Below are 25938 nucleotides of genomic sequence, written 5' to 3' on the forward strand. Positions count from 1 at the left end.
TCAGCTGGAGGAAACAACCATGGCACGTGCGGTCGGCATCGACCTGGGCACGACTAACTCCGTCGTCAGCGTTCTGGAGGGCGGCGAGCCCACCGTCATCACCAACGCAGAGGGCGCCAGGACCACGCCGTCCGTCGTCGCCTTCGCCAAGAACGGTGAGGTGCTGGTCGGCGAGGTGGCCAAGCGTCAGGCCGTCACCAACGTCGACAGGACCATCCGGTCGGTCAAGCGCCACATGGGCACCGACTGGAAGATCAACCTGGACGGCAAGGACTTCAACCCGCAGCAGATCAGCGCCTTCGTGCTCCAGAAGCTGAAGCGCGACGCCGAGGCGTACCTGGGCGAGAAGGTCACCGACGCGGTCATCACGGTCCCGGCGTACTTCAACGACGCCGAGCGCCAGGCCACCAAGGAGGCCGGCGAGATCGCGGGCCTGAAGGTCCTGCGGATCGTGAACGAGCCGACCGCGGCCGCCCTGGCGTACGGCCTCGACAAGGACGACCAGACCATCCTCGTCTTCGACCTCGGCGGTGGCACCTTCGACGTGTCGCTGCTGGAGATCGGCGACGGCGTGGTCGAGGTGAAGGCCACCAACGGTGACAACCACCTCGGTGGTGACGACTGGGACCAGCGGGTCATGGACTACCTGGTCAAGCAGTTCCAGTCCGGCCACGGCGTGGATCTGTCCAAGGACAAGATGGCCCTCCAGCGGCTTCGCGAGGCCGCCGAGAAGGCCAAGATCGAGCTGTCCTCGTCCACCGAGACCTCGATCAACCTCCCGTACATCACGGCCTCCGCCGAGGGCCCCCTGCACCTCGACGAGAAGCTGACCCGCGCCCAGTTCCAGCAGCTGACCGCGGATCTGCTGGAGCGCTGCAAGACCCCGTTCCACAATGTGATCCGGGACGCCGGCATCCAGCTCGGTGAGATCGACCACGTGGTCCTGGTCGGCGGCTCCACGCGTATGCCCGCCGTCGCCGAGCTGGTCAAGGAGCTGACCGGCGGACGCGAGGCCAACAAGGGCGTGAACCCGGACGAGGTCGTCGCCATCGGCGCCGCCCTCCAGGCCGGTGTCCTCAAGGGCGAGGTCAAGGACGTCCTGCTGCTCGACGTCACCCCGCTGTCCCTCGGTATCGAGACCAAGGGCGGCATCATGACCAAGCTGATCGAGCGGAACACGACGATCCCGACCAAGCGGTCCGAGATCTTCACCACCGCCGAGGACAACCAGCCGTCGGTGCAGATCCAGGTCTACCAGGGCGAGCGCGAGATCGCGGCGTACAACAAGAAGCTCGGGATGTTCGAGCTGACCGGTCTGCCCCCGGCGCCGCGCGGCGTCCCGCAGATCGAGGTCGCGTTCGACATCGACGCCAACGGCATCATGCACGTGACCGCGAAGGACCTGGGCACGGGCAAGGAGCAGAAGATGACCGTCACCGGCGGCTCCTCGCTGCCGCGCGACGAGGTCGACCGGATGCGTCAGGAGGCCGAGCAGTACGCGGAGGAGGACCACCGCCGCCGCGAGGCCGCCGAGACCCGTAACCAGGGCGAGCAGCTCGTCTACCAGACGGAGAAGTTCCTCAAGGACAACGAGGACAAGGTCCCCGGCGAGATCAAGACCGAGGTCGAGGAGTCCGTCGCCGAGCTGAAGGAGAAGCTCAAGGGCGAGGACCCCGCCGAGATCCGTACGGCCACCGAGAAGGTCGCCGCCGTCTCCCAGAAGCTCGGCCAGGCCATGTACGCGGACGCCCAGTCCGCGCAGGCCGCGGGCGGCGCCACCGCCGGTGACACGCCGAAGGCCGACGACGACGTGGTGGACGCGGAGATCGTGGACGACGAGCGCAAGGACGGTGCGGCGTGACCGAGGAGACCCCGGGCTTCGAGGAGAAGCCCGACGTCCCCTCCGGCGCGACCCCCGACGACGCCGAGCCGAAGCCCGCCCCCGAGGAGGGGGCGGCTCCGGCCGGGGACGGGACCGGCACAGCCGGTCTGGTGGCCCAGCTGGACCAGGTGCGTACGGCGCTCGGTGAGCGCACGGCGGACCTCCAGCGGCTCCAGGCCGAGTACCAGAACTACCGCCGCCGGGTCGAGCGGGACCGGATCGCCGTCAAGGAGATCGCGATCGCGAACCTTCTGACCGAGCTGCTCCCGGTGCTCGACGACATCGGCCGGGCGCGGGAGCACGGCGAGCTGGTCGGCGGTTTCAAGTCGGTCGCGGAGTCGCTGGAGACGGTGGCGGCCAAGATGGGCCTCCAGCAGTTCGGCAAGGAGGGCGAGCCCTTCGACCCGACGATCCACGAGGCCCTGATGCACTCGTACGCGCCCGATGTCACGGAGACGACGTGCGTCGCGATCCTCCAGCCGGGGTATCGCATCGGCGAGCGCACCATCCGTCCCGCGCGGGTGGCGGTCGCCGAGCCGCAGCCGGGCGCGCAGACGGTCAAGGGATCCGACGCCGAGTCCGCCGACGCCGATGCCGCCGACAACAAGGAGAGCGGTGGCCCGGACGAGGGCTGACGCGACGAGGAAGCCCGCGATGCCGGGCACACCGAGGAAGACGGGCAGGACGGGCACGACGGGCGGGTCAGGCGGGACAGGCAGGACGGGGAAGGAGGGACGTCGGGGATGAGTACGAAGGACTACATCGAGAAGGACTTCTACAAGGTCCTCGGCGTCCCGAAGGACGCCACCGAGGCCGAGATCAAGAAGGCGTACCGCAAGCTGGCCCGGGAGTACCACCCGGACGCCAACAAGGGCAACGCCAAGGCCGAGGAGCGGTTCAAGGAGATCTCCGAGGCGAATGACGTCCTCGGTGACCCCAAGAAGCGCAAGGAGTACGACGACGCCCGCGCGCTGTTCGGCAACGGCGGCTTCCGCCCCGGACCGGGCGGCGGCCAGGGCAACTTCAACTTCGACCTCGGCGATCTCTTCGGCGGCGGCCAGCCCCAGGGCGGCAGCGGGGGCGGCGGCTTCGGCGGCGGGCTCGGCGATGTCTTCGGCGGCCTGTTCAACCGCGGCGGGGCCGGACCGGGGACCCGGGTCCAGCCCCGGCGCGGCCAGGACATCGATTCCGAGGTCACCCTCAGCTTCACCGAGGCGATCGAGGGCGCGACGGTCCCGCTCAGGATGTCCTCGCAGGCCCCCTGCAAGGCCTGCTCGGGCACCGGCGACGCGAACGGCACACCGCGGGTGTGCCCGACCTGCGTCGGCACCGGGCAGGTGGCGCGCGGCTCGGGCGGCGGGTTCTCGCTGACCGACCCGTGCCCCGACTGCAAGGGCCGCGGCCTGATCGCGGAGAACCCCTGCGAGGTCTGCAAGGGCAGCGGCCGGGCCAAGTCCTCGCGCACCATGCAGGTCCGTATCCCGGCCGGGGTCCATGACGGCCAGCGGATCCGGCTGCGCGGCAAGGGCGGGCCGGGCGAGCGCGGCGGCCCGGCGGGCGATCTGTATGTGGTCGTCCATGTCGGCGAGCACCCGGTGTTCGGCCGCAAGGACGACAACCTCACCGTCTCCGTCCCCGTGACCTTCACGGAGGCGGCGCTCGGCGGCGAGGTGCGGGTCCCGACGCTGGGCGGTCCGCCGGTCACCCTGAAGCTGCCCCCCGGCACACCCAACGGCCGTACGATGCGGGCCCGGGGCAAGGGCGCGGTCCGTAAGGACGGCAGCCGCGGCGACTTGCTGGTGACCGTCGAAGTGAGTGTCCCCAAGGACCTTTCGGGGAAGGCTCGTGACGCGCTGGAGGCGTATCGCGAGGCGACCGCGGGTGAGGATCCGCGGGCGGAGCTGTTCCAGGCCGCGAAGGGAGCTTGATCGAGATGGACGGCCGTCGTCCCCGTCAGCGCGGGGGAATTCCCGAAATGACCGAGGAGACCCCGGTCTACGTCATCTCGGTGGCGGCCCAGCTCTCCGGTCTGCACCCGCAGACACTGCGTCAGTACGACCGTATGGGCCTGGTCTCCCCGGACCGCACCGCGGGCCGGGGCCGGCGCTACTCGGTCCGGGACATCGAACTGCTCCGCCAGGTGCAGCAGTTGTCGCAGGCCGAGGGCATCAACCTGGCCGGGATCAAGCGGATCATCGAGCTGGAGAACCAGGTCGCCGCGCTCCAGGCCCGCGTCGCCGAGCTGGAGTCCGCCGTCGACGGGGCCGCCGCGGCGATGCGCCAGCGCGAGGCGCAGGTGCACGCGTCGTACCGCCGCGATCTGGTGCCGTACCAGGAGGTGCAGCAGACCAGCGCGCTGGTGGTGTGGCGGCCGAAGCGGCAGCAGCCGGACTGACCGGCCGGTTCCATGAACGGCCAAGGGCCGGGAGGGCGGAACAGCCCCTCCCGGCCCTTACTCGTGTCCACCTCGGCGGCCTCCGGAAGCGCCCCGTAAACGGAAGGCGATATTGCCATCTCGTTAACTCGTATCGCTTGACGTCTCCAGCGCTTGACGCGTTGGCTCTTCAGTCATTCGGGTTGTGCACCGCCACCCGCGTCCCATCCGCACATGAAGTGAGAACCAAATGGCTCGTATCGCCCGCTCCGTGGCCACGTCCTCGCTGATCCTCTCGCTCGCCGGCTGCGGCGTCCTGGGCGCGACGGGGGACGCCGGCGACGCCACCCCGACCAAGGGCGACGACCTCACGATCGGACTGCTGCTCCCGGAGAAGGCGAACACGCGCTACGACCGGTTCGACCACCCCATCTTCGAGCGGAAGGTCGCGGATCTCACCGACAACAAGGGCAAGGTCGAGTACGCCAACGCCGACGCGGACGCGGCACTCCAGCAGACCCAGCTCCAGCAGATGATCGACAACGCTGTCGACGCGATCGTGCTGGACGCGGTCGACGCCAAGGGCATCGCGGGCGAGGTCCAGAAGGCGAAGGACGCGGGCATCCCGGTCATCGCCTACGACCGGCTGGCCGAGGGCCCGATCGACGCGTACATCTCCTTCGACAACGAACTCGTGGGCGAGGTGCAGGGCCGCACCCTGCTGGAGGCGCTGGGCAGCGATGTCTCCACCTCCGACCGGATCGTGATGATGAACGGCTCGCCGACCGACCCCAACGCCGGCCAGTTCAAGCAGGGCGCGCTGGACGAGCTGGAGGGCCAGGTCACGATCGCCGAGTCGTACGACACCAAGGACTGGAAGCCGGAGAACGCCGAGGCGAACATGGCCGCCGCGATCAAGGAGATCGGCGCGGACAACATCGCCGGGGTGCTCGCCGCGAACGACGGCATGGCGGGCGGGGTCATCAAGGCGCTGGCGGCGGCCGGGGTCACCGAACTGCCGCCGATCACCGGGCAGGACGCCGAACTGGTGGCCGTGCAGCGGATTCTCACCGGCGAGCAGTTCATGAGCGTATACAAGTCCTATCCGCAGGAGGCCGAGGCCGCCGCCGAGATGGCGGTGGCCCGGGTGCAGGGCAGGGACATCCAGTTCGACGCGCTGACCCGGGACCGGGTGGACAGCCCGACGCACGAGGACATCCCGTCGCAGCTGGTGACGGTGGTGGCGCTGACGGCGGAGAACATCAAGGACACCGTGGTCGCCGACGAGATCTACCAGGTGTCGGACATCTGTACGGCCGACTACGAGGAGGCCTGCGCGGCGGCGGGCCTGACGTAGGGCCTCTCGGCCGGATCACGCCGGATCCGCGGGCGCCGGGATCCGTGCCGGGCGATCACCCCGGCGGGAGAACGGCCACCGCACGGGGCGCTCCCGGCTGCGGAACGGGTCTCGTCCCGCGTCGGCCCCGGGTATGCGGGGGTGTTCCGATCGACCCGCGCGGTCCGGTCGAGGGCTACGCGTCGGCCCCGCGTATGCGGGGATGTTCCGCGGGAGCAGGGGGCCGAGGACATTTCTCGGCTGTTGGCCCCGCCCGTGCGGGGGTGTTCCGCAGGCGTCCGCCCTGCTGTCGCTGCGCAACGCGTCGGGCTCCGCCCCTGCCGGGAAACGGGCCTGGTCCTGTGCCGGCCATCACCCCGGCGGGAGAACGGCCACCGCACGGGGCGCTCCCGGCTGCGGAAGGGGTCTCGTCCCGTGTCGGTCCCGGGTATGCGGGGTGTTCCGTGGGCGCAGGAGGCCGAGGACATTTCCCGGCTGTCGGGCCCGCCCGTGCGGGGGTGTTCCACAGGCGTCCGCCGTGCTGTCGCTGCGCAGCGCGTCGGGCCTCGCCCTGCCGGGAAACGGGCCTGGACCCGTGCCGGGCACACCCCGGTGGGAGTACGGCCACCGCATGGGGCGCTCCCGGCCGCGGAACGGGTCTCGTCCCGTGTCGGCCCTGGGTATGCGGGGGTGTTCCACAGGCGTCCGCCTCGCTGTCGCTGCGCAACGCGTCGGCCCCCGCCCCCGCCGGGAAGCGGGCCTGGTCCCGCGTCGCCCCCCGCCCCCGCCGGGAAACGGTCCGCCCTCCGGGAAACGGCCCCCGGGAAACGGCCCGCCCCGCCCGGAAACGGCCTCGCGCCGCGCAGGCTCCGCCCCCTCGCGTACGTCACTCACACCCGCCGCAAGTCCCGTACACCGTCGTCATCTTGTTGTGTGCGAAGGTGCGGGGGACGGGGGAAAGCGGTGCAGAACGGCGGGATCTTGTGGCGCCGTTCCGAAGAGCCGTGTTGCGGAGCAGGTCCGGGCCGCGCATAGTTGCGGGGCCGAAGGGGCTCGTCGGTGCCGGCCTCCCGGGTGTGGCCGGGGCCCGTCGGCGGACCGCGCCGACGACACGGAGAGGCTGGGACCGGGGGTGGAATGGGCGATGGCCGGGCACGGAAGGGAGCATCCCCACGGTGCCGACCGACTGTGCGAGGCCGGTGACCGCGTGTACTCCCGGGCCGTACGGCGCGGCCGGGTGCCGCGCGGCGACGCCGGGCCGGTGCCCTGTCTGCTGGAGCTGGCCCTGCTGCACCCGGACCCCGATGACATGGACTGGCTGGTCCCCACGGCCCCGCAGGAGGTCATGACCCGGCTGCTGCGCGGGGTCTACGACGAGGTCAGCGCGGGCCAGCGGCGGGTGGGCGCGGCGGTCGCCGCCGTCGAGTGGTACGCGGGCCTGGGCGGCCCGGCCCCGGCCTCGGCGCCGGGTGAGGGCACCGCGATCCGGGTGCTGGACGGCCCCGCCCGCATCCAGGCGGCGCTGGACGAGGCGACGGAGGCGTGCACGACGCAGGTGCTCACGGTCCAGCCGGGCGGCATCCGCCGGGAGCACGAACTGTCCGAGGGCCTGCACCGGGCGCTGGCGCTGCGCGGTCGCGGCGTGCGCATGCGCGACCTGTACAACCATGTCGCCCGGCACGGCCAGGGACTGCTGAACTACCTCGAACTGATGGGCGAGGCGGTCGAGGCCCGGACGCTGGACGAGGTGATCGACCGGCTGATCCTGTTCGACCGCACGGTGGCGTTCATCCCGGCGAACGCGGACCGCACGATGGCCCTGGAACTGCGCCACCCCGGCCTGGTGGAGTACCTGGTGACCGTCTTCGAGCGCCTGTGGCGGCTGGCGATCCCGCTGACCGCCCCGCTCCCCGACACCGGCATCGAGGGCATCTCGCACCGCGAGCAGTCCATCGCCGCGCTGCTGGCGGAGGGCCACCAGGACGCGGTGATCGCGGAACGCCTGGGCATCAGCGTCCGTACCTGCCGCGCGCACATCGCCCGTCTCTCGGAGACCCTGGGCGCCGCCAGCCGTACCCAGCTGGGGGTGCGCATAGCCCAGGTGGGGCTGGACAGTCCCGCCTCCGCCCCGGCCGGGCTCACCCTTCCCGGTCAGGGTCGAGAATCCCCGACCGCGCGATGAGATAGCCGAGCTGCGCCCGGCTCTCGCTGCCGAGGGTGGCGGCGAGCTTGGCGATGTGGACGCGGGCGGTGCGGATGTTCATGCCGAGGCGTTCGGCGATGACGGCGTCCGTCAGGCCGTCGACGAGCAGCCGCGCTATGGCGTGCTGGCGATGGGTGACGCCGTTGAGGGCGGGCTGCCGGACGGCCTGCGGGTACATCGGGGTGGCGAGGTGCCACAGGCGGTCGAAGGTGGTTGCCAGGAAGGTCACGAGGGCGGGGACCCGGATCTCCAGGGCGAGGGTGCGGTCCGGGTTCGCGGGGAGGAAGGCGACCTCGCGGTCGAGGATGATGAGGCGCTCGGTCACCTCGTCCAGCGTGCGGGCCTCCACATCGCCGGACAGCTGCTCGTAGCGTCCGGCCGTGATCGGGACGTACCGCAGGGTGTGCTGGTAGAGGGTGCGGATCCGGGCGCCGCGGTCGAGGAGTTCCTGGTCGCGCCGGATGGCTTCGGCGTGGCTCTCCACCGGCTTGCCGACCAGGCCGTTGTGCGGCTGGACGCAGAGCATCTCCTCGGTGGTGGCGGCCATGGCCCGGGCTATCGCGTCGTTGATCACGCGCAGTCCGCTCAGTGCCGAGACGCCCGGGTCCGCCGGGGGCCCGGCGCGGCCGCCGATCCCTATCAGCGGTTCGAGCAGCTGGGTCAGCCGCGTCTCGCGCAGGCGCTCGTCGGCGACCCGCAGCGCGGAGGCGCGCAGGAAGTGCTGGAGCGCGAGCGCCGGGGACACGGGCTCCAGCCGGTCCAGGTCGGTGAGCGCCGGGACCAGCAGCCCGGTGTCCACCAGACAGGGCACCTGGGCGGCCGTCGCGCCGGCCACCGACCCTTCGCGCAGGGCCAGTTCGTAGAGGGCGAGGCCGGCGGGGCACAGGTCCTCCACACCGTGCTCGGGGTGGGGTGCGGCGGTCACTCGATTGCACCCTCCTGGCGGGTCCCCGGCCCGGCGGCCGGGCGGTTCACCGCCCTCAACGCTGCTGGTCCTTGTCCAGAATCCCGGACTGCGCGATGAGATAGCCGAGTTGGGCCCGGCTGCCGCTGCCCAGCGCGGTCGCCAGCTTGGCGATGTGGGCGCGGCAGGTGCGGACGTTCATCCCGAGGCGGCGGGCTATCGCCTCGTCGACATGGCCCTCCACCAGGAGCTTGGCGATGGAGTGCTGGATGTCGGTGATGCCGTCGGGGGCGGTCTCGTACGGGGCGCCGGCGCTCAGCGGGACCGCCCGGTCCCACATGAACTCGAAGACCTTGATCAGGTAGTTGACCAGGCCGGGGTGGCGCAGTTCGAGGGCCACCTGCCGGTCGTCGCGGATCGGGATGAACGCGACCGTCTCGTCGCAGATGATGAGGCGCTCGACCAGTTCGTCGATGGTGCGGTATTCCGCCTTGCCGTCGGCGAACTGGTCGGTGTAGGCGATGCGTTCGGGGCTGTGGCGCGCGGTGTGCTGGTAGAGCGTGCGGATGCGGACCCCGCGCTCGATGAGCGTGCGGTCCCGCTCCAGCCCCTCGATCAGCCGGTTCTCCGGGCGGCGGCCACGATTCGGCTGGATCGTGAGCATCTCGTTCTGGCACTGGGCGGTTGCCAGGTCGAGCGCCGAATTGATCCGGTCCAGCCCTTCCAGCACGGTGATGGAGTGGGTGGGGGCGACCTCCCGGGCGCTCAGTGCCATGAACGGCTCGAACGCGTCCGCCAGCTCGATGGTCAGCCGCCGCCGCTCGGTGATCTCCCGTTCGAGCGAAGTGAGCCGCTGGGCCAGGGCGATCGACGGGGCGATGGGCACCAGCCAGTTCGGGTCGTCGGGGTCGGGGTGGAGGAGGGCGTACTCCATGAGGCAGGGAGCGGTCTCCACCTCCGTACGGGCGACGCGTCCTGTACGCAGAGCGTTGGCATAAACGCGGCCACCTTCTGCACACAGCTCGGTCACCGCGTGGGGATGTGTCGCTTTCATCCCATTCGAAACCAAATTTCCACCCCCCAGGGTCCTGAACGTGCAGGAACATGATGCACCGATTGTGTGGCCATGACGTGCCTGAATGAGCCATCGTCTTATCCGACGGGGGAAGAGGGGACCTTCAAGTGAGGACGAAGCCGACTATGCGTAAGAGAATGCTTCGCTCGATGCTTGTCGCCGCCTTGTCCGCCGTCCTGGCCTTCGGTGCGCTGAGTGGCCTCGCTGGTGGGAAGAGTGGCGACAATGAGGCGGGCAGTGTTCAGTCGCGGGGGGCTGTAGCCATCGGAACGGATCTTGTGACCGCTCCGGTCGGTATGAATGACAGCGTCTGGGATTGACATGACTACACCACCCGATGACCGCTCCTTCCGCCGAGAAATGGCCACGGCCTACCGCTCGGGCTGGCACTTCATCGATCTGGTCACCGCGCTCCCCCACAGTGGTGACTCGTTGATGGTGACGGTCTTCGGTGAGCCCGTGGTGGTGACCCGGGACGAGGACGGGGACGTGCGCGCCTATCGATGTCTGCGCCGGCCCCGGGGCGCGCCGCAGCCCGTGCGGTGTGCCATCCGGTACGGAATGATCTTCGTCAATCTGGACCAGCGAGACCATCAGCTGGCGGAGCCCACGCCCGCCGCGCAACGAACCATCTCAGCCACCCCCCGCAGTGCCTGACGCGATTCCCCCGTCGTAACAGATCGCTCAGGTGCTTCCCCCCGGCAGCGGCGTCACCGTGACCTGAACACGGTGACGCCGCTGTCGTTTGCGGGGACATTTCCGGGTATCGCCCGATCCTGGGCGTGGCTGAAAATGGCGGGTCTCAGCCCCGGCCCATCGCTCGCGTCACTGTGATCTCAATCACCACACGCGTGGGATTCACCGACGGGGTCCGGTAACGCTCGGCGTAGCGCTGCTCCGCCTCCGCCACGTGCTCAGGCTCCGCCCGGACCACCGCCCGCCCCTCCAGGGTCGCCCAGCGCCGGCCGTCCACCTGGCAGACCGCGACCCGGGCGCCCCCCTCCCCGGCCGCCGCCACATGCCGCGCCTTCGCGGTCGCCCGGTCCGTGATCACCCGGGCCAGCCGCGCCTGTGGGTCGTAGGTGACCCCGACCGGGACGACATGCGGGGTGCCGTCGGGACGGATCGTGGTCATCGTGCACACATGCCGTTCACGCCAGAAGCTGAGGTACGGCGCGTCGGGCGCCCCGGGGTCCTGCGGATACGAAGCCATGGCCGGAAGGTAACCCCCGGGACCTCCCCCCGTTTGCCTTGAGTGGAATAGACTCAACTTTATGTACGCTGGATGAGTCAGATGAGTCAGATGAGTCAGCGGAATCATCTGAAGTGGACGAGCCAGGCAGGGACGCCGAGGAGGAGACAGCGAACGTGGACGCCGAGCTGACCAACCGGAGCCGGGACGCGATCAACGCGGCCGGCCAGCGGGCCGTGACCGAGGGGAACCCGGATCTCACCCCCGCGCACCTGCTGCTGGCTCTGCTCCAGGGGCGGGAGAACGAGAATGTGACGGACCTCCTGGTCGCCGTCGAGGCCGATCAGGCCGTCGTACGGGCCGGGGCGGAGAAAGCCGTCGCCGCGCTGCCCGGCGTGACCGGGTCCACGGTCGCGCCCCCGCAGCCCAACCGTGAGCTGCTCGCGGTGATCGCCGACGCGCAGGGCCGCGCCCGGGAGCTGGGCGACGAGTATCTGTCCACCGAGCATCTGCTGATCGGGATCGCCGGGAAGGGCGGCCGGGCCGGCGAGGTGCTGACCCGCGCCGGCGCCACGCCGAAGAAGCTGCTGGAGGCGTTCCGCGCGGCGCGCGGCGGGCGCCGGGTCACCACCGCCGACCCCGAGGGCTCGTACAAGGCCCTGGAGAAGTTCGGCACGGACTTCACCGCCGCCGCCCGCGAGGGCAAGCTGGACCCGGTCATCGGCCGGGACCAGGAGATCCGCCGGGTCGTGCAGGTGCTGTCCCGCCGGACCAAGAACAACCCCGTGCTGATCGGTGAGCCCGGCGTCGGAAAGACCGCCGTGGTCGAGGGGCTCGCCCAGCGGATCGTCAAGGGCGATGTGCCCGAGTCCCTCAAGGAGAAGCGGCTGGTCGCGCTGGACCTGGGCGCGATGGTCGCCGGGGCCAAGTACCGGGGCGAGTTCGAGGAGCGCCTCAAGACCGTCCTCGCCGAGATCAAGGGCTCGGACGGGCAGATCATCACCTTCATCGACGAACTGCACACGGTCGTCGGCGCGGGCGCGGGCGGCGACTCCGCCATGGACGCGGGCAACATGCTCAAGCCCATGCTCGCGCGCGGTGAGCTGCGTATGGTCGGCGCGACCACGCTCGACGAGTACCGCGAGCGGATCGAGAAGGACCCGGCGCTGGAGCGCCGCTTCCAGCAGGTGCTGGTCGCCGAGCCGTCCGTCGAGGACTCCATCGCCATCCTGCGCGGCCTCAAGGGCCGCTACGAGGCCCACCACAAGGTGCAGATCGCGGACAGCGCGCTGGTCGCCGCCGCCACCCTGTCCGACCGGTACATCACCTCGCGCTTCCTGCCCGACAAGGCCATCGACCTGGTGGACGAGGCCGCCTCCCGGCTGCGGATGGAGATCGACTCCTCGCCCCTGGAGATCGACGAACTCCAGCGGGCCGTCGACCGGCTGCGCATGGAGGAGCTGGCGCTCAGCAAGGAGACCGACGCGGCCTCCCGGGACCGCCTGGACAAACTGCGCCGCGACCTCGCCGACAAGGAGGAGGAGCTGCGCGGCCTCAATGCCCGCTGGGAGAAGGAGAAGCAGTCCCTCAACCGGGTCGGCGAGCTGAAGGAGAAGCTGGACGAACTGCGCGGCCAGGCCGAGCGGGCCCAGCGCGACGGCGACTTCGACACCGCCAGCAAGCTGCTGTACGGCGAGATCCCGGGCGTCGAGCGCGACCTGGAGGCCGCGTCCGAGGCCGAGGAGGAGGCCGCCCGGGACACCATGGTCAAGGACGAGGTGGGCGCCGACGACATCGCCGACGTGGTCGCCGCCTGGACCGGCATCCCGGCCGGGCGCCTCCTGGAGGGCGAGACGCAGAAATTGCTGCGCATGGAGGACGAGCTGGGCAAGCGGCTCATCGGCCAGGGCGAGGCGGTCCGTGCCGTCTCGGACGCCGTGCGCCGCTCCCGGGCCGGCATCGCCGACCCCGACCGGCCCACCGGCTCCTTCCTCTTCCTCGGCCCGACCGGTGTCGGCAAGACCGAGCTGGCCAAGGCGCTCGCCGACTTCCTCTTCGACGACGAGCGGGCCATGGTCCGCATCGACATGTCCGAGTACGGCGAGAAGCACAGCGTGGCCCGGCTGGTCGGCGCCCCGCCCGGCTACATCGGCTACGAGGAGGGCGGCCAGCTCACCGAGGCGGTGCGCAGACGGCCGTACAGCGTCGTACTGCTCGACGAGGTGGAGAAGGCGCACCCCGAGGTGTTCGACGTCCTGCTCCAGGTGCTGGACGACGGCCGGCTCACCGATGGACAGGGCCGTACGGTCGACTTCCGCAACGCCATCCTGATCCTGACCTCCAATCTCGGCAGCCAGTATCTGGTCGAGCCGCTGACCAGCGAGGAGGAGAAGAAACAGCAGGTCCTTGAGGTGGTCCGGGCGTCCTTCAAGCCCGAGTTCCTCAACCGTCTCGACGACCTCGTGGTCTTCTCCGCCCTGGACAAGGCCGAGCTGAGCCGGATCGCCCGGCTCCAGATCGACCGTCTCGCGGCGCGGCTCGCCGAGCGCCGGCTCACCCTCGACGTCACCCCCGAGGCCCTGGCCTGGCTCGCCGACGAGGGCAACGACCCGGCCTACGGCGCCCGCCCGCTGCGCCGCCTGATCCAGACCGCGATCGGCGACCGCCTCGCCAAGGAGATCCTGGCGGGCGAGGTCAAGGACGGCGACACGGTCCGCGTCGACGCCTTCGGCGAGGGCCTGATCGTCGGCCCGGCGACCCCGGCGGGCAAGACCCTCTGACCCCGCCGACCTTCGTGGGCGAGACCCTCCGCCCCCGGCGGACGGCCAGTGGGTGGGTGTGCTCCAGCCAGTCCGGTACGTCCGCGCGGGGCGTCGTGAAGGGCGCGCGGTGCGGAGGTGTTCTGTCCGTGCCGGTGGGTGCACCTGTACGCAGTCCCGCTCCGGGCAGGACGCAGTCCCGCCCGGGGCAGCCGGACGCCGCCGGACGTCCCCGCCGCGTCCGGCCCCGCGCCCCGGTCGTCCGCCCGCTGCCCGCCACCCGGCCCGATCCCGTCAGCCAACGGCGGACAGAGTCCGTCGGGGCTTGCCACCCCCCTCCCCGCATGGGGGAGGATGGCGGAATCCGTACGAAGGGAAATTCACGGTGACCATCGACCCGTCCTCGATTCCGAACTTCGGGGGCCAGCCCCAGCCGCAGTCCAAAGGACCGGCGGGCCCCGTCGTCCCGGATCAGGACCTCGTCAAGCAGCTCCTCGACCAGATGGAGCTGAAGTACGTCGTCGACGACGAGGGAGACCTCGCGGCGCCGTGGGAGCAGTTCCGTACGTACTTCATGTTCCGCGGCGAGGGTGACCAGCAGGTCTTCTCGGTGCGGACGTTCTACGACCGCCCCCACCAGATCGAGGAGAAGCCGCAGCTCCTGGAGTCGATCGACGACTGGAACCGGCGCACGCTGTGGCCCAAGGTCTACACCCACACCCATGACGACGGCACGGTCCGCCTGATCGGCGAGGCCCAGATGCTGATCGGCCCCGGGGTCAACCTGGAGTTCTTTGTGTCGTCGACGGTCAGCTGGGTCCGCGCGGCGATCGAGTTCGACCGCTGGCTGATCGAACAGCTTGGCCTGGAGCAGGAGGTCAATGACGCGGAGAAGCCGGAGAAGCCCGAGGACGGCGAGTAACCCTCCCGGCACTCCTCTGTAGCCGCACGCGAGCCCGGCCGCGGCGCGGACCCGCACGGTCCCGCGTCGACGCCGGGCTCTCGCCGTCCACAGCCTGTGGACGGCCGTTCCGGGCCCGCGCCCCATGTCCACAGGCTGTGGACAGCCGCGTTGTTGCGTTGCCGTCCGCGAGCTATCCCGCGAGCCCCTTCAGCCGGCGCACCGCCTCCTCCAGGACCGCCGTCCGCTTGCAGAACGCGAACCGGACGAAGGGCGCCCCCGCCTCCCGGTGGTCGTAGAAGACCGCGTTGGGAATGGCGACGACCCCCGCGCGCTCCGGCAGGGAGCGGCAGAAGGCGAAGCCGTCGGACTCGCCCAGGGGGCGGATGTCGGTCGTGATGAAGTAGGTGCCGGCCGGGCGGAACACGGTGAAGCCCGCGTCGCTCAGCCCGGCCGCCAGCAGATCGCGCTTGGCCAGCATGTCCGCGCGGAACTCCGCGAAATAGGCGTCCGGCAGCGCGAGGGCCTCGGCCACGGCGTACTGGAACGGGCCCGAGGCGACATACGTCAGGAACTGCTTGGCCGTGCGCACGGCGGTCGTCAGTTCGGGCGAGGCGGTGACCCAGCCGACCTTCCAGCCGGTGAAGGAGAACGTCTTGCCCGCCGAGCCGATGGTGACCGTGCGCTCCCGCATCCCGGGGAAGGCCGCCAGCGGCAGATGCTCGGCGCCGTCGAACACCAGATGCTCGTACACCTCGTCCGTCACCACCAGCAGATCCCGCTCCACCGCCAGCGCGGCGATCGCGGTCAGCTCCTCGCGGGTGAGGACCGTGCCGGTCGGATTGTGCGGGGTGTTGATCAGCAGCAGCCGGGTGCGGTCGGTCACCGCGCCGCGCAGCTCGTCCAGGTCCAGCCGGAACGAGCCCTGTGCGGGGCGCAGCGTCACCGGGACGCGCCGCCCGCCCGCCATCGCGATGCTCGCCGCGTACGAGTCGTAGTACGGCTCCAGCGCGATCACCTCGTCGCCGGGCTCCAGCAGCCCCAGCAGCGCGGCGGCGATCGCCTCGGTGGCGCCCGCGGTGACCAGGACCTCGGTGTCGGGGTCGTAGGACAGGCCGTAGCGGCGCCGCTGGTGCGCGGCGATCGCGGTACGCAGCTCGGGGACGCCCGGACCCGGCGGGTACTGGTTCCCGCGCCCGTCGCGCAGCGCCCGTACCGCCGCCTCCCGGATCTCCTCGGGGCCGTCCGTGTCGGGGAATCCCTGCCCCAGATTGATCGCCCCGGTCTTCACCGCCAGCGCGGACATCTCGGCGAAGATCGTCGTCCCGAACTCGGTGAGACGGCGGTTGAGGAAGGGGCGCGCGGGTGAGGTCATGCCGGTCATCCTGCGCCCAAGCTCTGGACTTCCTCAACTCTGCTTTGGGGGGTGAGCCGGGAGGGCATCCCCCGTTCACGCACCGCATGAGGCACCCACGGGGGGTCGCTTCGGGGGAGAGGGAAGGGAGGATGACGCCATGGTTCTCGGCATCATCCTGGCAATCGCCATCGCGTTCGTGGTCGTGTTCGGCATCGTGTTCACAGCGGTCGCGCGGGCTCATGCGCGGCGGCTGCGCTCGCGTACGCTCCGTGGCTCGGGGAGCCGCCGCGGCTCCTGGAGGGACAGCGCCGGGGAGGTCGCCGGTGAGGCCGGCAGCTGGTGGTCCGGCGACGGCGGCTCGTCGGGCGACGGCGGCTCGTCCGGCGACTCCGGAGGGGGCCACTCCGGCGGACATTCCTGCGGGGGCGGCTCGTCGTCGTCCTGTGGAGGCGGCGGCGGATGTGGTGGAGGAGGCAGCTGACACGGGGCAGCTGAGCTTCTGAAGGGGGAATCGCATCCGCCTTGCCGAACGCCCGCCGGGACATCAGGTCCTGGCGGGCGCTCGTCTGTGGCGGGTGCGTGTATGGGGCGGGTGTTCGTGTGCGGCGGGGGGCGTGCATCGGGCGTGCGGTCGTCCTCGGCGGCAGCTCATCCGGGGCGGGCGCTCGTATGAAATGCGCATTGCCCCGGCGTACGCCCAGGCGCCACGGCGTACGCCGGAGTTGAACAGTTGAGCTGACGAGCCCTCTGAGGGATGGAAACCCCACGAACTTGGGTAAAAACGCTGTGGGGGCACCGCAGTTCATGATTCCCTCTAAATCACCAACGCGGCCCCCTCGGATGTCCTTCGGACACCTCTCCTGACGGGGCTGACCGGGCCGATCCTCCCGGTGGCGACCGGGGTGCGCCGGACCCACACCGCCTTTTTCTGTGTGCTAGCGGAGCCGATCCATGCTCACGACCCTGAACACCTCATACACCGACACGCGCGCGGCCGACCTCGCCTGGACCCTCGGGCGCGAGCCACTGCCCGCACTCGCCACGCTCGACCTCGAACTCGCCGGAGCCAAACTCCAGTTGAGACTCCTCGGCGCATCCCACCAGGTTCTGCTGGAGGAGGAGCGCACCAACTGCTCGGAGACCGTGGCATGCATCCCCGGCAGCAGCACCCCGCTGCCGCTGGGGGTCGCCAAACGCGTCGGCGACTGGGAATACGAGTTCGCCGCCCGCGTCGAGGCCCTCTCCCCGGGCTCCTTCGCCGGCCGCGCCCAGGAACTCCTCGCCCTGGTCTCCGACCACCCCAACGGACTGGCGGGTGTCTTCCCCGGCAGCCCCCACGCCTTCACCGCGATGCTCGCCCAGCGCCACGAGGGCCAGGTGCACTGGCGTACGTGGCACGCCTATCCACAGGACGGGCAACTGGTGGCCACGCGGACCCGGGTGGGGGTCCGCACACCGGTGGCGGTGCCGTGAACGCCGTCCGGTGCGGGTATGCCGGGCGCCGTGGCATGGATCGCGTGCGGTGGTCGGCTGTCCGTGGACGCCGTGGAATGGATCCCGTGCGGCGGTCGCCGGGCCGTGGGCGCCGTGCTGTGAATCCTGTGCGGTGGTCGCCTGTCGGTGGATGCCGTGCCGTGAATCCTGTGCGGCGGTCGCCTGGCCGTGGACGCCGTGCCGTGAATCCCGACCGGTGCGCGCACGCCGGTGCCGGTCGGGTCGTGGACGCCTGTACGGCGTTCACGCATCCGGCAGTTCGCGCCGGAGCGGGGCTCCGGGGGTGCGATCCCCGGCGACATCCGTCCAAACACCCGGCACCCCACCAACCCCGGTTTCACACGTGTGGGTGACATAACGTACCGCGGCGGTGACGTAACGTCGCAGTCGTGATCGACCCGCACGCCCCGGCCCCGCCCGGCCCCCCGCCGCCCTGGGGCACCTCCGGAGGACCCGGCACCGTGCGGCTGCCCGTGCGGCCCGGCACCGCACGGTTCCTGGTCCTGGCCTGCGTCTTCGTCTGCGCCGCCTGCGGACTGGTCTACGAGCTGGAACTCGTGGCCCTCGCCTCGTACTTGATAGGCGACTCGGTCACCCAGGCGTCCATCGTGCTGTCCGTCATGGTCTTCGCGATGGGCATCGGCTCGCTCGCGGCGAAACGGCTGCGCAGACTCGGCGCGGCGGCCTTCGGCGCGGTCGAGGTGGCCCTCGCCCTGGTCGGCGGATGCAGCGCGATGGCCCTGTACGCGGTTTTCGCCTGGACCGGCGACTGGGGCGGCCTGTGGTCCCACGGCCCCCGCCTCATCCTGGTCGCCTTCTCACTCGGCACCGGACTGCTCATCGGCGCCGAAGTGCCGCTGCTGATGGAGCTGATCCAGCGCATCCGCCGCCAGGACGCGGGCGGCGCGGTCGCCGACCTGTTCGCCGCGGACTACGTCGGCGCGCTCGTCGGCGGCCTCGCTTTCCCCTTCCTCCTCCTGCCGTTCCTCGGCCAGTTGACCGGCGCGCTGCTCACCGGCACCGTCAATGTGATCGCCGGGGGCGCGCTGGTGCTCGGCCTGTTCCACGGAGACCTCACCCGCCGCGCCCGCTGGCTGCTGCTCACCGCCAACCTCACCGTGCTCGGCCTGCTCGCCTCCGCCGCCGTCCTCGTCGACGACTTCGAACGCGCCGCGCGCCAGGCGGTGTACGGCAGCGACGTACGGGTCGCCGTGAAGAGCGAGGTCCAGGAAGTCGTCCTGACCGGCGGCACGCACGGCGAGCCGCTCGCCCTCTTCCTCGACGGCCGCCTCCGGGTCAGCGGCCAGGACGAGCGGCGCTACCACGAGGCGCTGGTCCACCCCGTGATGAACGGCCCGCACGAACGCGTCCTCATCCTCGGCGGCGGTGACGGCCTCGCCGCCCGCGAGGTGCTGCGCCACCCCGGGGTGCGGCGCGTGGACATCGTGGAGATCGACCCCGAGGTGATCCGGCTGGCCCGCCAGGACCCGGCCCTCGCCGCCCTCAACGGCCATGTCCACGGCGACCCGCGCGTCCGGGTCACCGTCGCGGACGCCTTCACCTGGCTGCGCACGGCCCCGACCGAGGCGTACGACGTGGTGATCTCCGATCTGCCGGACCCCGCCATCACGGACAGTACGAAGCTGTACTCCCAGGAGTTCTACGGGCTCGCCCGGCGCGCCCTGGCCGCCGACGGCCGGATGGTGGTGCACGCCGGTCCGCTCGCCGGCCGCCCGCACGGCTTCTGGACGGTCGACACGACCCTGCGCGCGGCCGGACTGCTGACCGTCCCCTACCGCGCCGGGGGCGGCACCACCGGGTTCGCGGCCGGCCCCGACCGCACCACCGGCACCTCCGGGACCCCGCACGACTGGGGTTTCGTCCTCGCCTCGCCGGGCGCCGCGCCACCCCTGTCCCTCGCCGCCCGGCCCGCACCCCGGACCCTGACGGAGCAGGACCTGGCGGCGGGCGCGCGGGCGGCGGAGCGGACCCGGATCGGCGGACTGCCCGTGTCCACGCTGGTCCATCCCCGGTACTGAGCCGGTACGGAGCCGGTACGGAGGGGGAGCGGCAAACGGGGTAACCGAATCCTCGTACGGAATCCCCGCCGTGCGGGTGCGATCCGGCCGACGCTGGGTAGGCTCCACGGACATGGAGCTTGAGGTCTTCATTCCGGTTGCCGCCGAGCGGCTCAGGGCCGCGCTCGACGACCCCGCGCGGATCGCGCGGGCCCTGTCCGGGCTCCAGCAGGAGGCCGGCGCGGAGCCGGTCGCCGGGCGGCTGAAGGTACGGGTGGGCGGGACGACCATCACCTACCGCGGCACCCTGCGGGTCACTCCACGGGAGGACGGGTCGTACGGGGTCGACGCCGAGGCCACGGAGGCGCGCGGGACGGGAACGGTCACGCTGGCGCTCACGCTCCGTCTGACGGAGTCCGCCGAGGGGACGACGGCGGTGTTCGACGGCACGGCGACCGCGGACGGCCGGATCGCCGAACTGTCCTCGGATGCGGTGCGGTCGGCGGTGGTGCGGTTGGTGCGTGGGTTCGGGGAGCGGGTGGGCTCCGCCCCGGGTGAGGGGGCTGCCGGGGCTGCGGGGTCTGATGAGAATGTGGGGTCTGCGGGGTCTGGCGGGCCTGGCGGGCCTGAGGAGTCGGACCAGGCTGCCGGGGCTGCGGGGCCTGAGGGGCCTGCGGGGTCGGACGAGGCTGACGGGGCTGGCGAGACCGCTCCTCCGGCCGGATCCGGGACCGGCGTGCCGCCTGCGTCGTTGGACCGGCTTGTGAACGACGACGAAGCATCCGGCGAAGTGACCGGCGAGGTGGCGGACGAAGTGCCCGGCGAAGTGGCGGACGAACCGACCGGCGAAGCGACCGGCGAGGCGGCGGACGAACCGACCGGCGAAGCGACCGGCGAAGTGGCGGACGAAGCGACCGGCGAGGGGGCCGACGAGGCCGCCGACGAATCGGCCGGGGACCTGCCGGAGGGCTTCGCCGAGCCCCCCGTGGCGCCCTCCGCCGAATCTCCCGCCGACCCCCTCGCCGAGCCCTCCGCCCAGCCTCCCGCCGAGCCCTCGGGTGGACCCCCCGCCGAGGCCGCGCACGCGCGCCGCACGATGATCGGGCGCAGTGCGGAGGAGGTCGACCACGCGCCGCCCCGGGGACGGTACGCGCCCGTACCGGCGCCCCAGACCATCGCCCCGGCGAACACCCTGCGCTGGGCCGCCCCGGCGGCGGCGCTCGCGCTGGCCTCGGCGATCGTGGTGACCCGGGCGCTGCGCAAGCGGCGCTAGGGTCCCTCGGAAAGGGACGCCGGGGTCTCTCGGAAGGGACGCCGGGGTCTCTCGGATCGGACGCCGGGGTCCCTCGGAAGGCACGCCAGGGTCCCTCGAAGGGACCACGGGCCCGATCCGAGGGACGCCAGGGTCCCTCGGAAGGGCCACCGGCCCACCGGCCCACCGGCCCACCGGCCCACCGGCCCGCTCCGCCGAGCAGCCGTCCACCGCCACCCGCCCCCCTGCGCACCCCGCCCGAGGCCGCCCTCTTGATCGCACCAGTAGGGTCGGTCAGGTGAGCGACCAAGACATCACCCTGACCGCGGGCGACGCCCGGCTGACGGTCGCCCCCGGCCATGGCGGGCGGCTGGCGAGCCTTCGGATCGACGGCGTCGAACTGCTCCGGCAGGGCGACCGCTACGGCTGTTTCCCGATGGTCCCCTGGTGCGGGCGGATCCGCGACGGACGGTTCCGGGACGGGGCGAAGGTGCACCAGCTGCCCCTGAACTCCCCGCCCCACGCCATCCACGGCACCGCCCGCGACGGCGCCTGGCGCACCGCGCGGGTCTCGGCGGACGAGGCGGTGATCACGTACGACCTGGTCGCACCCTGGCCCTACCCCGGCAGGGTTACCCAGATGGTGGCGCTCACGCCGGAGAGTCTGACGCTGACCCTGGCGGTGGAGACGTACGACGACTCCTTCCCGGCGCAGCTCGGGTGGCATCCGTGGTTCAACCGGAGCCTGGACGGGGGCGCGGGCGCGGTCGTCGGCTTCCGGCCGGGGTGGCAGGAGGAGCGGGGGGACGACCATCTGCCGACCGGGAAGCGGATCGAGCCCGTGCCCGGCCCCTGGGACGACTGCTTCGGGATGCCCGACGGGGTGGAGGTGACCCTGACCTGGCCCGAGCGGCTGGAGATGGTCATCAGCAGCCCGGAGAAATGGGTCGTGCTGTACGACGAGCAGGACGCCGCCGTCTGTGTGGAGCCGCAGACCGGACCGCCGGACGGGCTGAACACCCTGCCGCGCCTGGTCACTCCCCTGGAGCCGCTGGAGGCCACCACCACCTGGCGCTGGAGGCGCCTCTAAGCTGGTCGGCATGACGGACGTACGGGGCGAGCTGCTCCAGCAGATCAAGGACAAGGCCGTGGTGCACGGCAAGGTGACGCTCTCCTCGGGCCTGGAGGCCGACTACTACGTCGATCTGCGCCGGGTCACCCTCGATGGTGAGGCCGCCCCGCTGGTCGGCGCGGTGCTGCTGGATCTGGCCGCCGGCCTGGAGTTCGACGCGGTCGGCGGGCTGACGCTGGGCGCCGACCCGGTGGCCGCCGCCATGCTGCACGTCGCCGCCGCGCGCGGGCGCAAGCTGGACGCGTTCGTGGTCCGCAAGGCCGCCAAGGCGCACGGGCTCCAGCGCCGGGTGGAGGGGCCGGACATCGCCGGGCGCCGGGTGCTGGTGGTCGAGGACACCTCCACCACCGGCGGCTCCCCGCTCACCGCCGTCGAGGCCGTGCGCGAGGCCGGGGCGCAGGTCGTGGGCGTCGCGACCATCGTGGACCGGGCCACCGGCGCCGCCGAGAAGATCGAGGAGGGGGCCGGGGTGCCGTACCTCTTCGCGTACTCCAAGGACGAGCTGGGCCTGGACTGAGACGGCACTCCGTACCGAGGGGTTCGTCTGGGAAGATGGCTCCGACGACGGCGTCACCCCCCCCCGCAGGTCTAGGTCAGGGCCTTACGTAGTACTTCGTGGTACTCCCACGTACTCCCGCGTACTCCCACCCGCACATACAAGGAGCGGACAGATGCCCATCGCAACCCCCGAGGTCTACAACGAGATGCTCGACCGGGCGAAGGCAGGCAAGTTCGCCTACCCGGCCATCAACGTGACCTCGTCGCAGACCCTGCACGCTGCCCTGCGCGGCTTCGCGGAGGCCGAGAGCGACGGCATCATCCAGATCTCGACCGGCGGCGCCGAGTTCCTGGGCGGCCAGTACAGCAAGGACATGGTCACCGGCGCCGTGGCGCTGGCCGAGTTCGCGCACATCGTCGCCGCGAAGTACGACGTCACGGTGGCTCTGCACACCGACCACTGTCCCAAGGACAAGCTCGACGGGTACGTCCGTCCGCTGCTCGCGGTGTCCGCGGAGCGGGTCGCCCGGGGCGACAACCCGCTGTTCCAGTCGCACATGTGGGACGGCTCCGCCGAGACCCTCGCCGACAACCTCGCGATCGGCCAGGAACTGCTGGCCGTCGCCGTCGCCGCGAAGATCATCCTGGAGGTGGAGATCACCCCGACCGGCGGCGAGGAGGACGGCGTCACCCACGAGATCAACGACGAGCTGTACACCACCGTCGACGACGCCATCCGTACCGCCGAGGCCCTCGGCCTGGGCGAGAAGGGCCGCTACCTGCTGGCCGCGTCCTTCGGCAACGTCCACGGTGTGTACAAGCCGGGCAACGTGGTGCTCCGCCCCGAGCTGCTCAAGGAGCTGAACGAGGGCGTCGCCGCGAAGTACGGCCGTCCGGCCGACGCCAAGGTCTTCGACTTCGTCTTCCACGGCGGCTCCGGCTCCTCCGAGGACGAGATCCGCACCGCGCTGGAGAACGGCGTGGTCAAGATGAACATCGACACGGACACCCAGTACGCCTTCACGCGTCCCGTCGCCGACCACATGTTCCGCAACTACGACGGAGTCCTCAAGGTGGACGGCGAGGTCGGCTCCAAGAAGACCTACGACCCGCGCACCTGGGGCAAGTCGGCCGAGGCGGGCATGGCGGCGCGCGTGGTCGAGGCGTGCGGGAACCTGCGGTCGGCGGGGAACAAGCTGAAGTAGTACGTCTGCCAAGTAGTACGTCTGCCAAGTAGTACGTCGGTCAGGTAGTAGGTCGGCTGAGTGGTAGGTCGGTCAAGTGGTAGGTCGGCTGAAGTAGTACGTCGGCTGACGTAGTACCCAGGTCACGGCGAGCCCGGTGCCCTCGCGCCGGGCTCGTTGTATATCTGTCGTCATGCCTGACGTCCGGATCGCCTCACCGCAGGGCAAGTGGCTCCTGTTCACCACCGTCCTCGGCTCCAGCATGGCGCTGCTGGACTCGACCGTCGTCAATGTGGCCCTCCCGCGCATCGGCGAGGACCTGAACACGGATCTCGCGGCCCTCCAGTGGACCGTCAACGCCTACATGCTCACCCTCGCCGGGCTGATCCTGCTCGGCGGCTCCCTCGGCGACCACTACGGGCGCCGCAAGGTCTTCGTGATCGGCGTGGTGTGGTTCGCCGTCGCCTCGCTGCTGTGCGGGCTGGCGCCGAACGCCGAGGTGCTGATCGCCGCGCGCGCCCTCCAGGGCATCGGCGGGGCGCTGCTCACCCCGGGCTCGCTCTCCCTGATCCAGGCGTCCTTCCACCCCGACGACCGGGGGCGGGCGGTCGGCCTGTGGTCCGGGTTCGGCGGCATCGGGGCGGCCATCGGCCCGTTTTTGGGCGGCTGGCTGGTGGACGGGCCGGGCTGGCGCTGGGTCTTCCTGCTGAACGTCCCGCTGGCCCTGGTGTGCGTGCCGGTCGCGCTGCGGCACGTACCGGAGTCCTCCGACGGCAAGCCCCACGCCCGCTTCGACGTACTGGGCGCCTGCCTGGGCGCGCTGTCGCTCGCGCTGGTGACATACGCGCTGATCGAGGCGCGCAGCGGCACGGCGGTGGTCGTGGTGACGGCGATCCTGGGGGTCGCGGCCGGGGTCGCCTTCGTCATGGTCGAGCGGCGCCGGGCGGATCCGATGATGCCGCTGGAGATCTTCTCGTCGCGGCAGTTCACGGCCGTCAACCTGGTCACTCTGTGTGTGTACGCGGCCTTCGGAGGCTTCTTCTTCCTGACCGTCCTCCAGCTCCAGGTGGTGTCGGGCTACTCGGCCCTGGCCGCCGGTACGGCGCTGCTGCCGACGACCGTCCTGATGCTGCTGTTCTCCGCCCGCTCCGGCGAACTCGCCACCAAGATCGGCCCGCGGATCCCGCTCACCGTCGGGCCGCTCCTGTGCGCGGTCGGCCTGCTGCTGATGACCCGGGTGGGCGAGCACGCGTCGTACCTGGTGGACGTCCTGCCCGCGCTGCTGGTGATGGGCCTGGGCATGGTCACCCTGGTCGCCCCGCTCACCGCGACCGTGCTCGCCTCCGTGGACACCTCGCGGGCGGGTCTGGCCAGCGGCATCAACAACGCGGCGGCGCGGGCGGCGGGCCTGATCGCGGTGGCCGCGCTGCCGCTGATCTCCGGGATGAGCGAGGACGCCTACCGCTCACCGACCGCCTTCGACAGCGCGTTCGACCGGGCGATGCTGGTCTGTGCCGGGGTGCTGGTGGTGGGCGCGGTGGTCGCCTTCACGACGGTACGGCGACCGCCGCCGGACTGCACCCGGCCGGAGTGTCTGACCCACGGGAGTATCACGGCTCCGCCGCTGGAGCCGGGGGTGAAGTCCTCGGGGCGGCTGGGGGAGGGGTAGGGCCGGGGTAGCGCCCCCTGCGTCCCGTAGTCCCGCGGGTGACCGGGCCCGTGCGGCTCGACCGGGTCCGTGCGGCTCAGCCCGTGCAGCTCAAGGGGGAGACGGAGGCGCGGGATGTACGAGACTGGACCCCATGACGATTCACGAGAACCTCCTCGGGGGACCGCCCCCGACCCATCTCCCCGACGACCCCGAGCCGCGCGAACTGCTCGCGGGCGGGTCCCCGGCCGCCGAGGTCGCCGCGAAGTACCCGACCTCCTCGCTGGCCTGGGCCGTCCTCGCCGACGACGCCTACGAGCGGCGCAGCACGGTGGAGTCGTACGCCTACGCCCGTACCGGCTACCACCGCGGTCTCGACTCCCTGCGCCGCAGCGGCTGGAAGGGCCATGGGCCGGTGCCGTGGGAGCACGAGCCGAACCGCGGCTTCCTGCGCGCCCTGCACGCCCTCGCGCGGGCCGCGCAGGCGATCGGGGAGCAGGAGGAGTACGAGCGCTGCACGCAGTTCCTGAAGGACTCCTCGCCTACGGCGGCGCAGACCCTGGGGTGATCTCGGGCTGATCTCGGGGTACCCCCTTGGGTGCCTTGGGGTGACGGGGGTCAGGGTGCGCTGAAGTACCCCGGGTACGGCACGGATGCCGGTACGTCGTGCGATGTACCCGGGGTACGCCTTGCGGGCAGGGCGGGGCGGTGCGCAGGATGCGGGTGGGG

General features: G+C 71.4%; 21 protein-coding genes. 17 read left to right on the forward strand and 4 right to left on the reverse strand.

Annotation, left to right across the window (positions count from 1 at the left end; genetic code table 11):
* Window positions 1–19 precede the first annotated feature (19 nt).
* The 6 genes from dnaK to ACFRFC_RS11370 all read left to right on the forward strand — a co-directional run bounded on the left by dnaK (window position 20) and on the right by ACFRFC_RS11370 (window position 7774).
* Entirely contained in the window at window positions 20–1861 is a 1842-nt protein-coding gene (dnaK, locus tag ACFRFC_RS11345; RefSeq protein ID WP_382680815.1) for a molecular chaperone DnaK, read from the forward strand.
* The gene (gene grpE, locus ACFRFC_RS11350; protein WP_382680816.1) at window positions 1858–2517 is read left to right on the forward strand and encodes a nucleotide exchange factor GrpE; all 660 of its coding nucleotides are present in this window, start codon (window positions 1858–1860) and stop codon (window positions 2515–2517) included. The genes dnaK and grpE overlap by 4 nt, the downstream gene beginning before the upstream one ends.
* A 108-nt stretch (window positions 2518–2625) precedes the next feature.
* On the forward strand, window positions 2626–3810 hold the full coding sequence (gene dnaJ, locus ACFRFC_RS11355) for a molecular chaperone DnaJ (protein ID WP_382680817.1): 1185 nt from the start codon (window positions 2626–2628) through the stop codon (window positions 3808–3810).
* Window positions 3811–3815: 5 nt separating this feature from the next.
* The gene (locus ACFRFC_RS11360; protein ID WP_382680818.1) at window positions 3816–4277 is read left to right on the forward strand and encodes a heat shock protein transcriptional repressor HspR; all 462 of its coding nucleotides are present in this window, start codon (window positions 3816–3818) and stop codon (window positions 4275–4277) included.
* 229 nt (window positions 4278–4506) lie between these two features.
* Complete coding sequence (locus ACFRFC_RS11365) at window positions 4507–5613, forward strand: substrate-binding domain-containing protein (protein WP_382680819.1); 1107 nt, start codon at window positions 4507–4509, stop codon at window positions 5611–5613.
* 1123 nt (window positions 5614–6736) lie between these two features.
* Complete coding sequence (locus ACFRFC_RS11370; RefSeq protein ID WP_382680820.1) at window positions 6737–7774, forward strand: LuxR C-terminal-related transcriptional regulator; 1038 nt, start codon at window positions 6737–6739, stop codon at window positions 7772–7774.
* On the opposite strand, the gene ACFRFC_RS11375 is transcribed toward ACFRFC_RS11370, so the two are convergent.
* Window positions 7731–8720: a helix-turn-helix transcriptional regulator gene (locus tag ACFRFC_RS11375; protein WP_382680821.1), complete on the reverse strand. Its 990-nt coding sequence runs from the start codon at window positions 8718–8720 to the stop codon at window positions 7731–7733. The two genes, ACFRFC_RS11370 and ACFRFC_RS11375, sit on opposite strands and share 44 nt — an antisense overlap.
* A gap of 55 nt (window positions 8721–8775) precedes the next feature.
* Complete coding sequence (locus ACFRFC_RS11380) at window positions 8776–9753, reverse strand: helix-turn-helix transcriptional regulator (protein WP_382680822.1); 978 nt, start codon at window positions 9751–9753, stop codon at window positions 8776–8778.
* Between the two features lie 342 nt (window positions 9754–10095).
* Between ACFRFC_RS11380 and ACFRFC_RS11385 the strand changes: the two genes are divergently transcribed.
* Entirely contained in the window at window positions 10096–10431 is a 336-nt protein-coding gene (locus ACFRFC_RS11385; protein WP_382680823.1) for a hypothetical protein, read from the forward strand.
* A 145-nt stretch (window positions 10432–10576) separates the two neighbouring features.
* Here ACFRFC_RS11385 and ACFRFC_RS11390 read toward each other — a convergent pair whose 3' ends face one another.
* A complete protein-coding gene (locus tag ACFRFC_RS11390; protein ID WP_382680824.1) occupies window positions 10577–10987 on the reverse strand; it encodes a pyridoxamine 5'-phosphate oxidase family protein in 411 nt (136 codons plus the stop codon).
* A 155-nt stretch (window positions 10988–11142) separates the two neighbouring features.
* Between ACFRFC_RS11390 and clpB the strand changes: the two genes are divergently transcribed.
* Together clpB and ACFRFC_RS11400 are read left to right on the forward strand one after the other, a co-directional pair.
* Entirely contained in the window at window positions 11143–13746 is a 2604-nt protein-coding gene (clpB, locus tag ACFRFC_RS11395) for an ATP-dependent chaperone ClpB (protein WP_382681086.1), read from the forward strand.
* A gap of 364 nt (window positions 13747–14110) precedes the next feature.
* A complete protein-coding gene (locus tag ACFRFC_RS11400) occupies window positions 14111–14647 on the forward strand; it encodes a YbjN domain-containing protein (RefSeq protein ID WP_382680825.1) in 537 nt (178 codons plus the stop codon).
* Window positions 14648–14819: 172 nt separating this feature from the next.
* Here the strand turns inward: ACFRFC_RS11400 and ACFRFC_RS11405 are convergent, their stop codons facing one another.
* Entirely contained in the window at window positions 14820–16010 is a 1191-nt protein-coding gene (locus tag ACFRFC_RS11405; RefSeq protein WP_382680826.1) for a pyridoxal phosphate-dependent aminotransferase, read from the reverse strand.
* A gap of 924 nt (window positions 16011–16934) precedes the next feature.
* Between ACFRFC_RS11405 and ACFRFC_RS11410 the strand changes: the two genes are divergently transcribed.
* From ACFRFC_RS11410 to ACFRFC_RS11445, 8 genes are all read left to right on the forward strand, one after another.
* Window positions 16935–17456, forward strand: a complete 522-nt coding sequence (locus ACFRFC_RS11410; RefSeq protein ID WP_382680828.1) for a DUF2617 family protein — start codon at window positions 16935–16937, stop codon at window positions 17454–17456.
* Between the two features lie 410 nt (window positions 17457–17866).
* On the forward strand, window positions 17867–19516 hold the full coding sequence (locus tag ACFRFC_RS11415) for a polyamine aminopropyltransferase (protein WP_382680829.1): 1650 nt from the start codon (window positions 17867–17869) through the stop codon (window positions 19514–19516).
* A gap of 112 nt (window positions 19517–19628) precedes the next feature.
* Complete coding sequence (locus tag ACFRFC_RS11420; RefSeq protein WP_382680830.1) at window positions 19629–20768, forward strand: SRPBCC family protein; 1140 nt, start codon at window positions 19629–19631, stop codon at window positions 20766–20768.
* A 277-nt stretch (window positions 20769–21045) separates the two neighbouring features.
* The gene (locus ACFRFC_RS11425) at window positions 21046–21837 is read left to right on the forward strand and encodes an aldose 1-epimerase (protein ID WP_382680831.1); all 792 of its coding nucleotides are present in this window, start codon (window positions 21046–21048) and stop codon (window positions 21835–21837) included.
* A 10-nt stretch (window positions 21838–21847) separates the two neighbouring features.
* Window positions 21848–22396 (forward strand): orotate phosphoribosyltransferase, encoded by a 549-nt coding sequence (pyrE, locus tag ACFRFC_RS11430; protein WP_382680832.1) that lies wholly within the window; start codon window positions 21848–21850, stop codon window positions 22394–22396.
* A 154-nt stretch (window positions 22397–22550) separates the two neighbouring features.
* Window positions 22551–23582 carry a class II fructose-bisphosphate aldolase gene (gene fbaA, locus ACFRFC_RS11435; RefSeq protein WP_382680833.1) on the forward strand — a complete coding sequence of 344 codons (1032 nt, stop codon included), beginning with the start codon at window positions 22551–22553 and terminating at the stop codon, window positions 23580–23582.
* A 172-nt stretch (window positions 23583–23754) separates the two neighbouring features.
* Window positions 23755–25230 carry an MFS transporter gene (locus ACFRFC_RS11440; protein ID WP_382680834.1) on the forward strand — a complete coding sequence of 492 codons (1476 nt, stop codon included), beginning with the start codon at window positions 23755–23757 and terminating at the stop codon, window positions 25228–25230.
* A gap of 133 nt (window positions 25231–25363) precedes the next feature.
* A complete protein-coding gene (locus ACFRFC_RS11445; protein ID WP_382680835.1) occupies window positions 25364–25777 on the forward strand; it encodes a DUF3151 domain-containing protein in 414 nt (137 codons plus the stop codon).
* The last annotated feature ends 161 nt before the right edge of the window (window positions 25778–25938 follow it).

This window comes from Streptomyces sp. NPDC056734, assembly GCF_042790455.1.
In the GTDB taxonomy this organism is placed as follows: Bacteria; Actinomycetota; Actinomycetes; order Streptomycetales; family Streptomycetaceae; genus Streptomyces.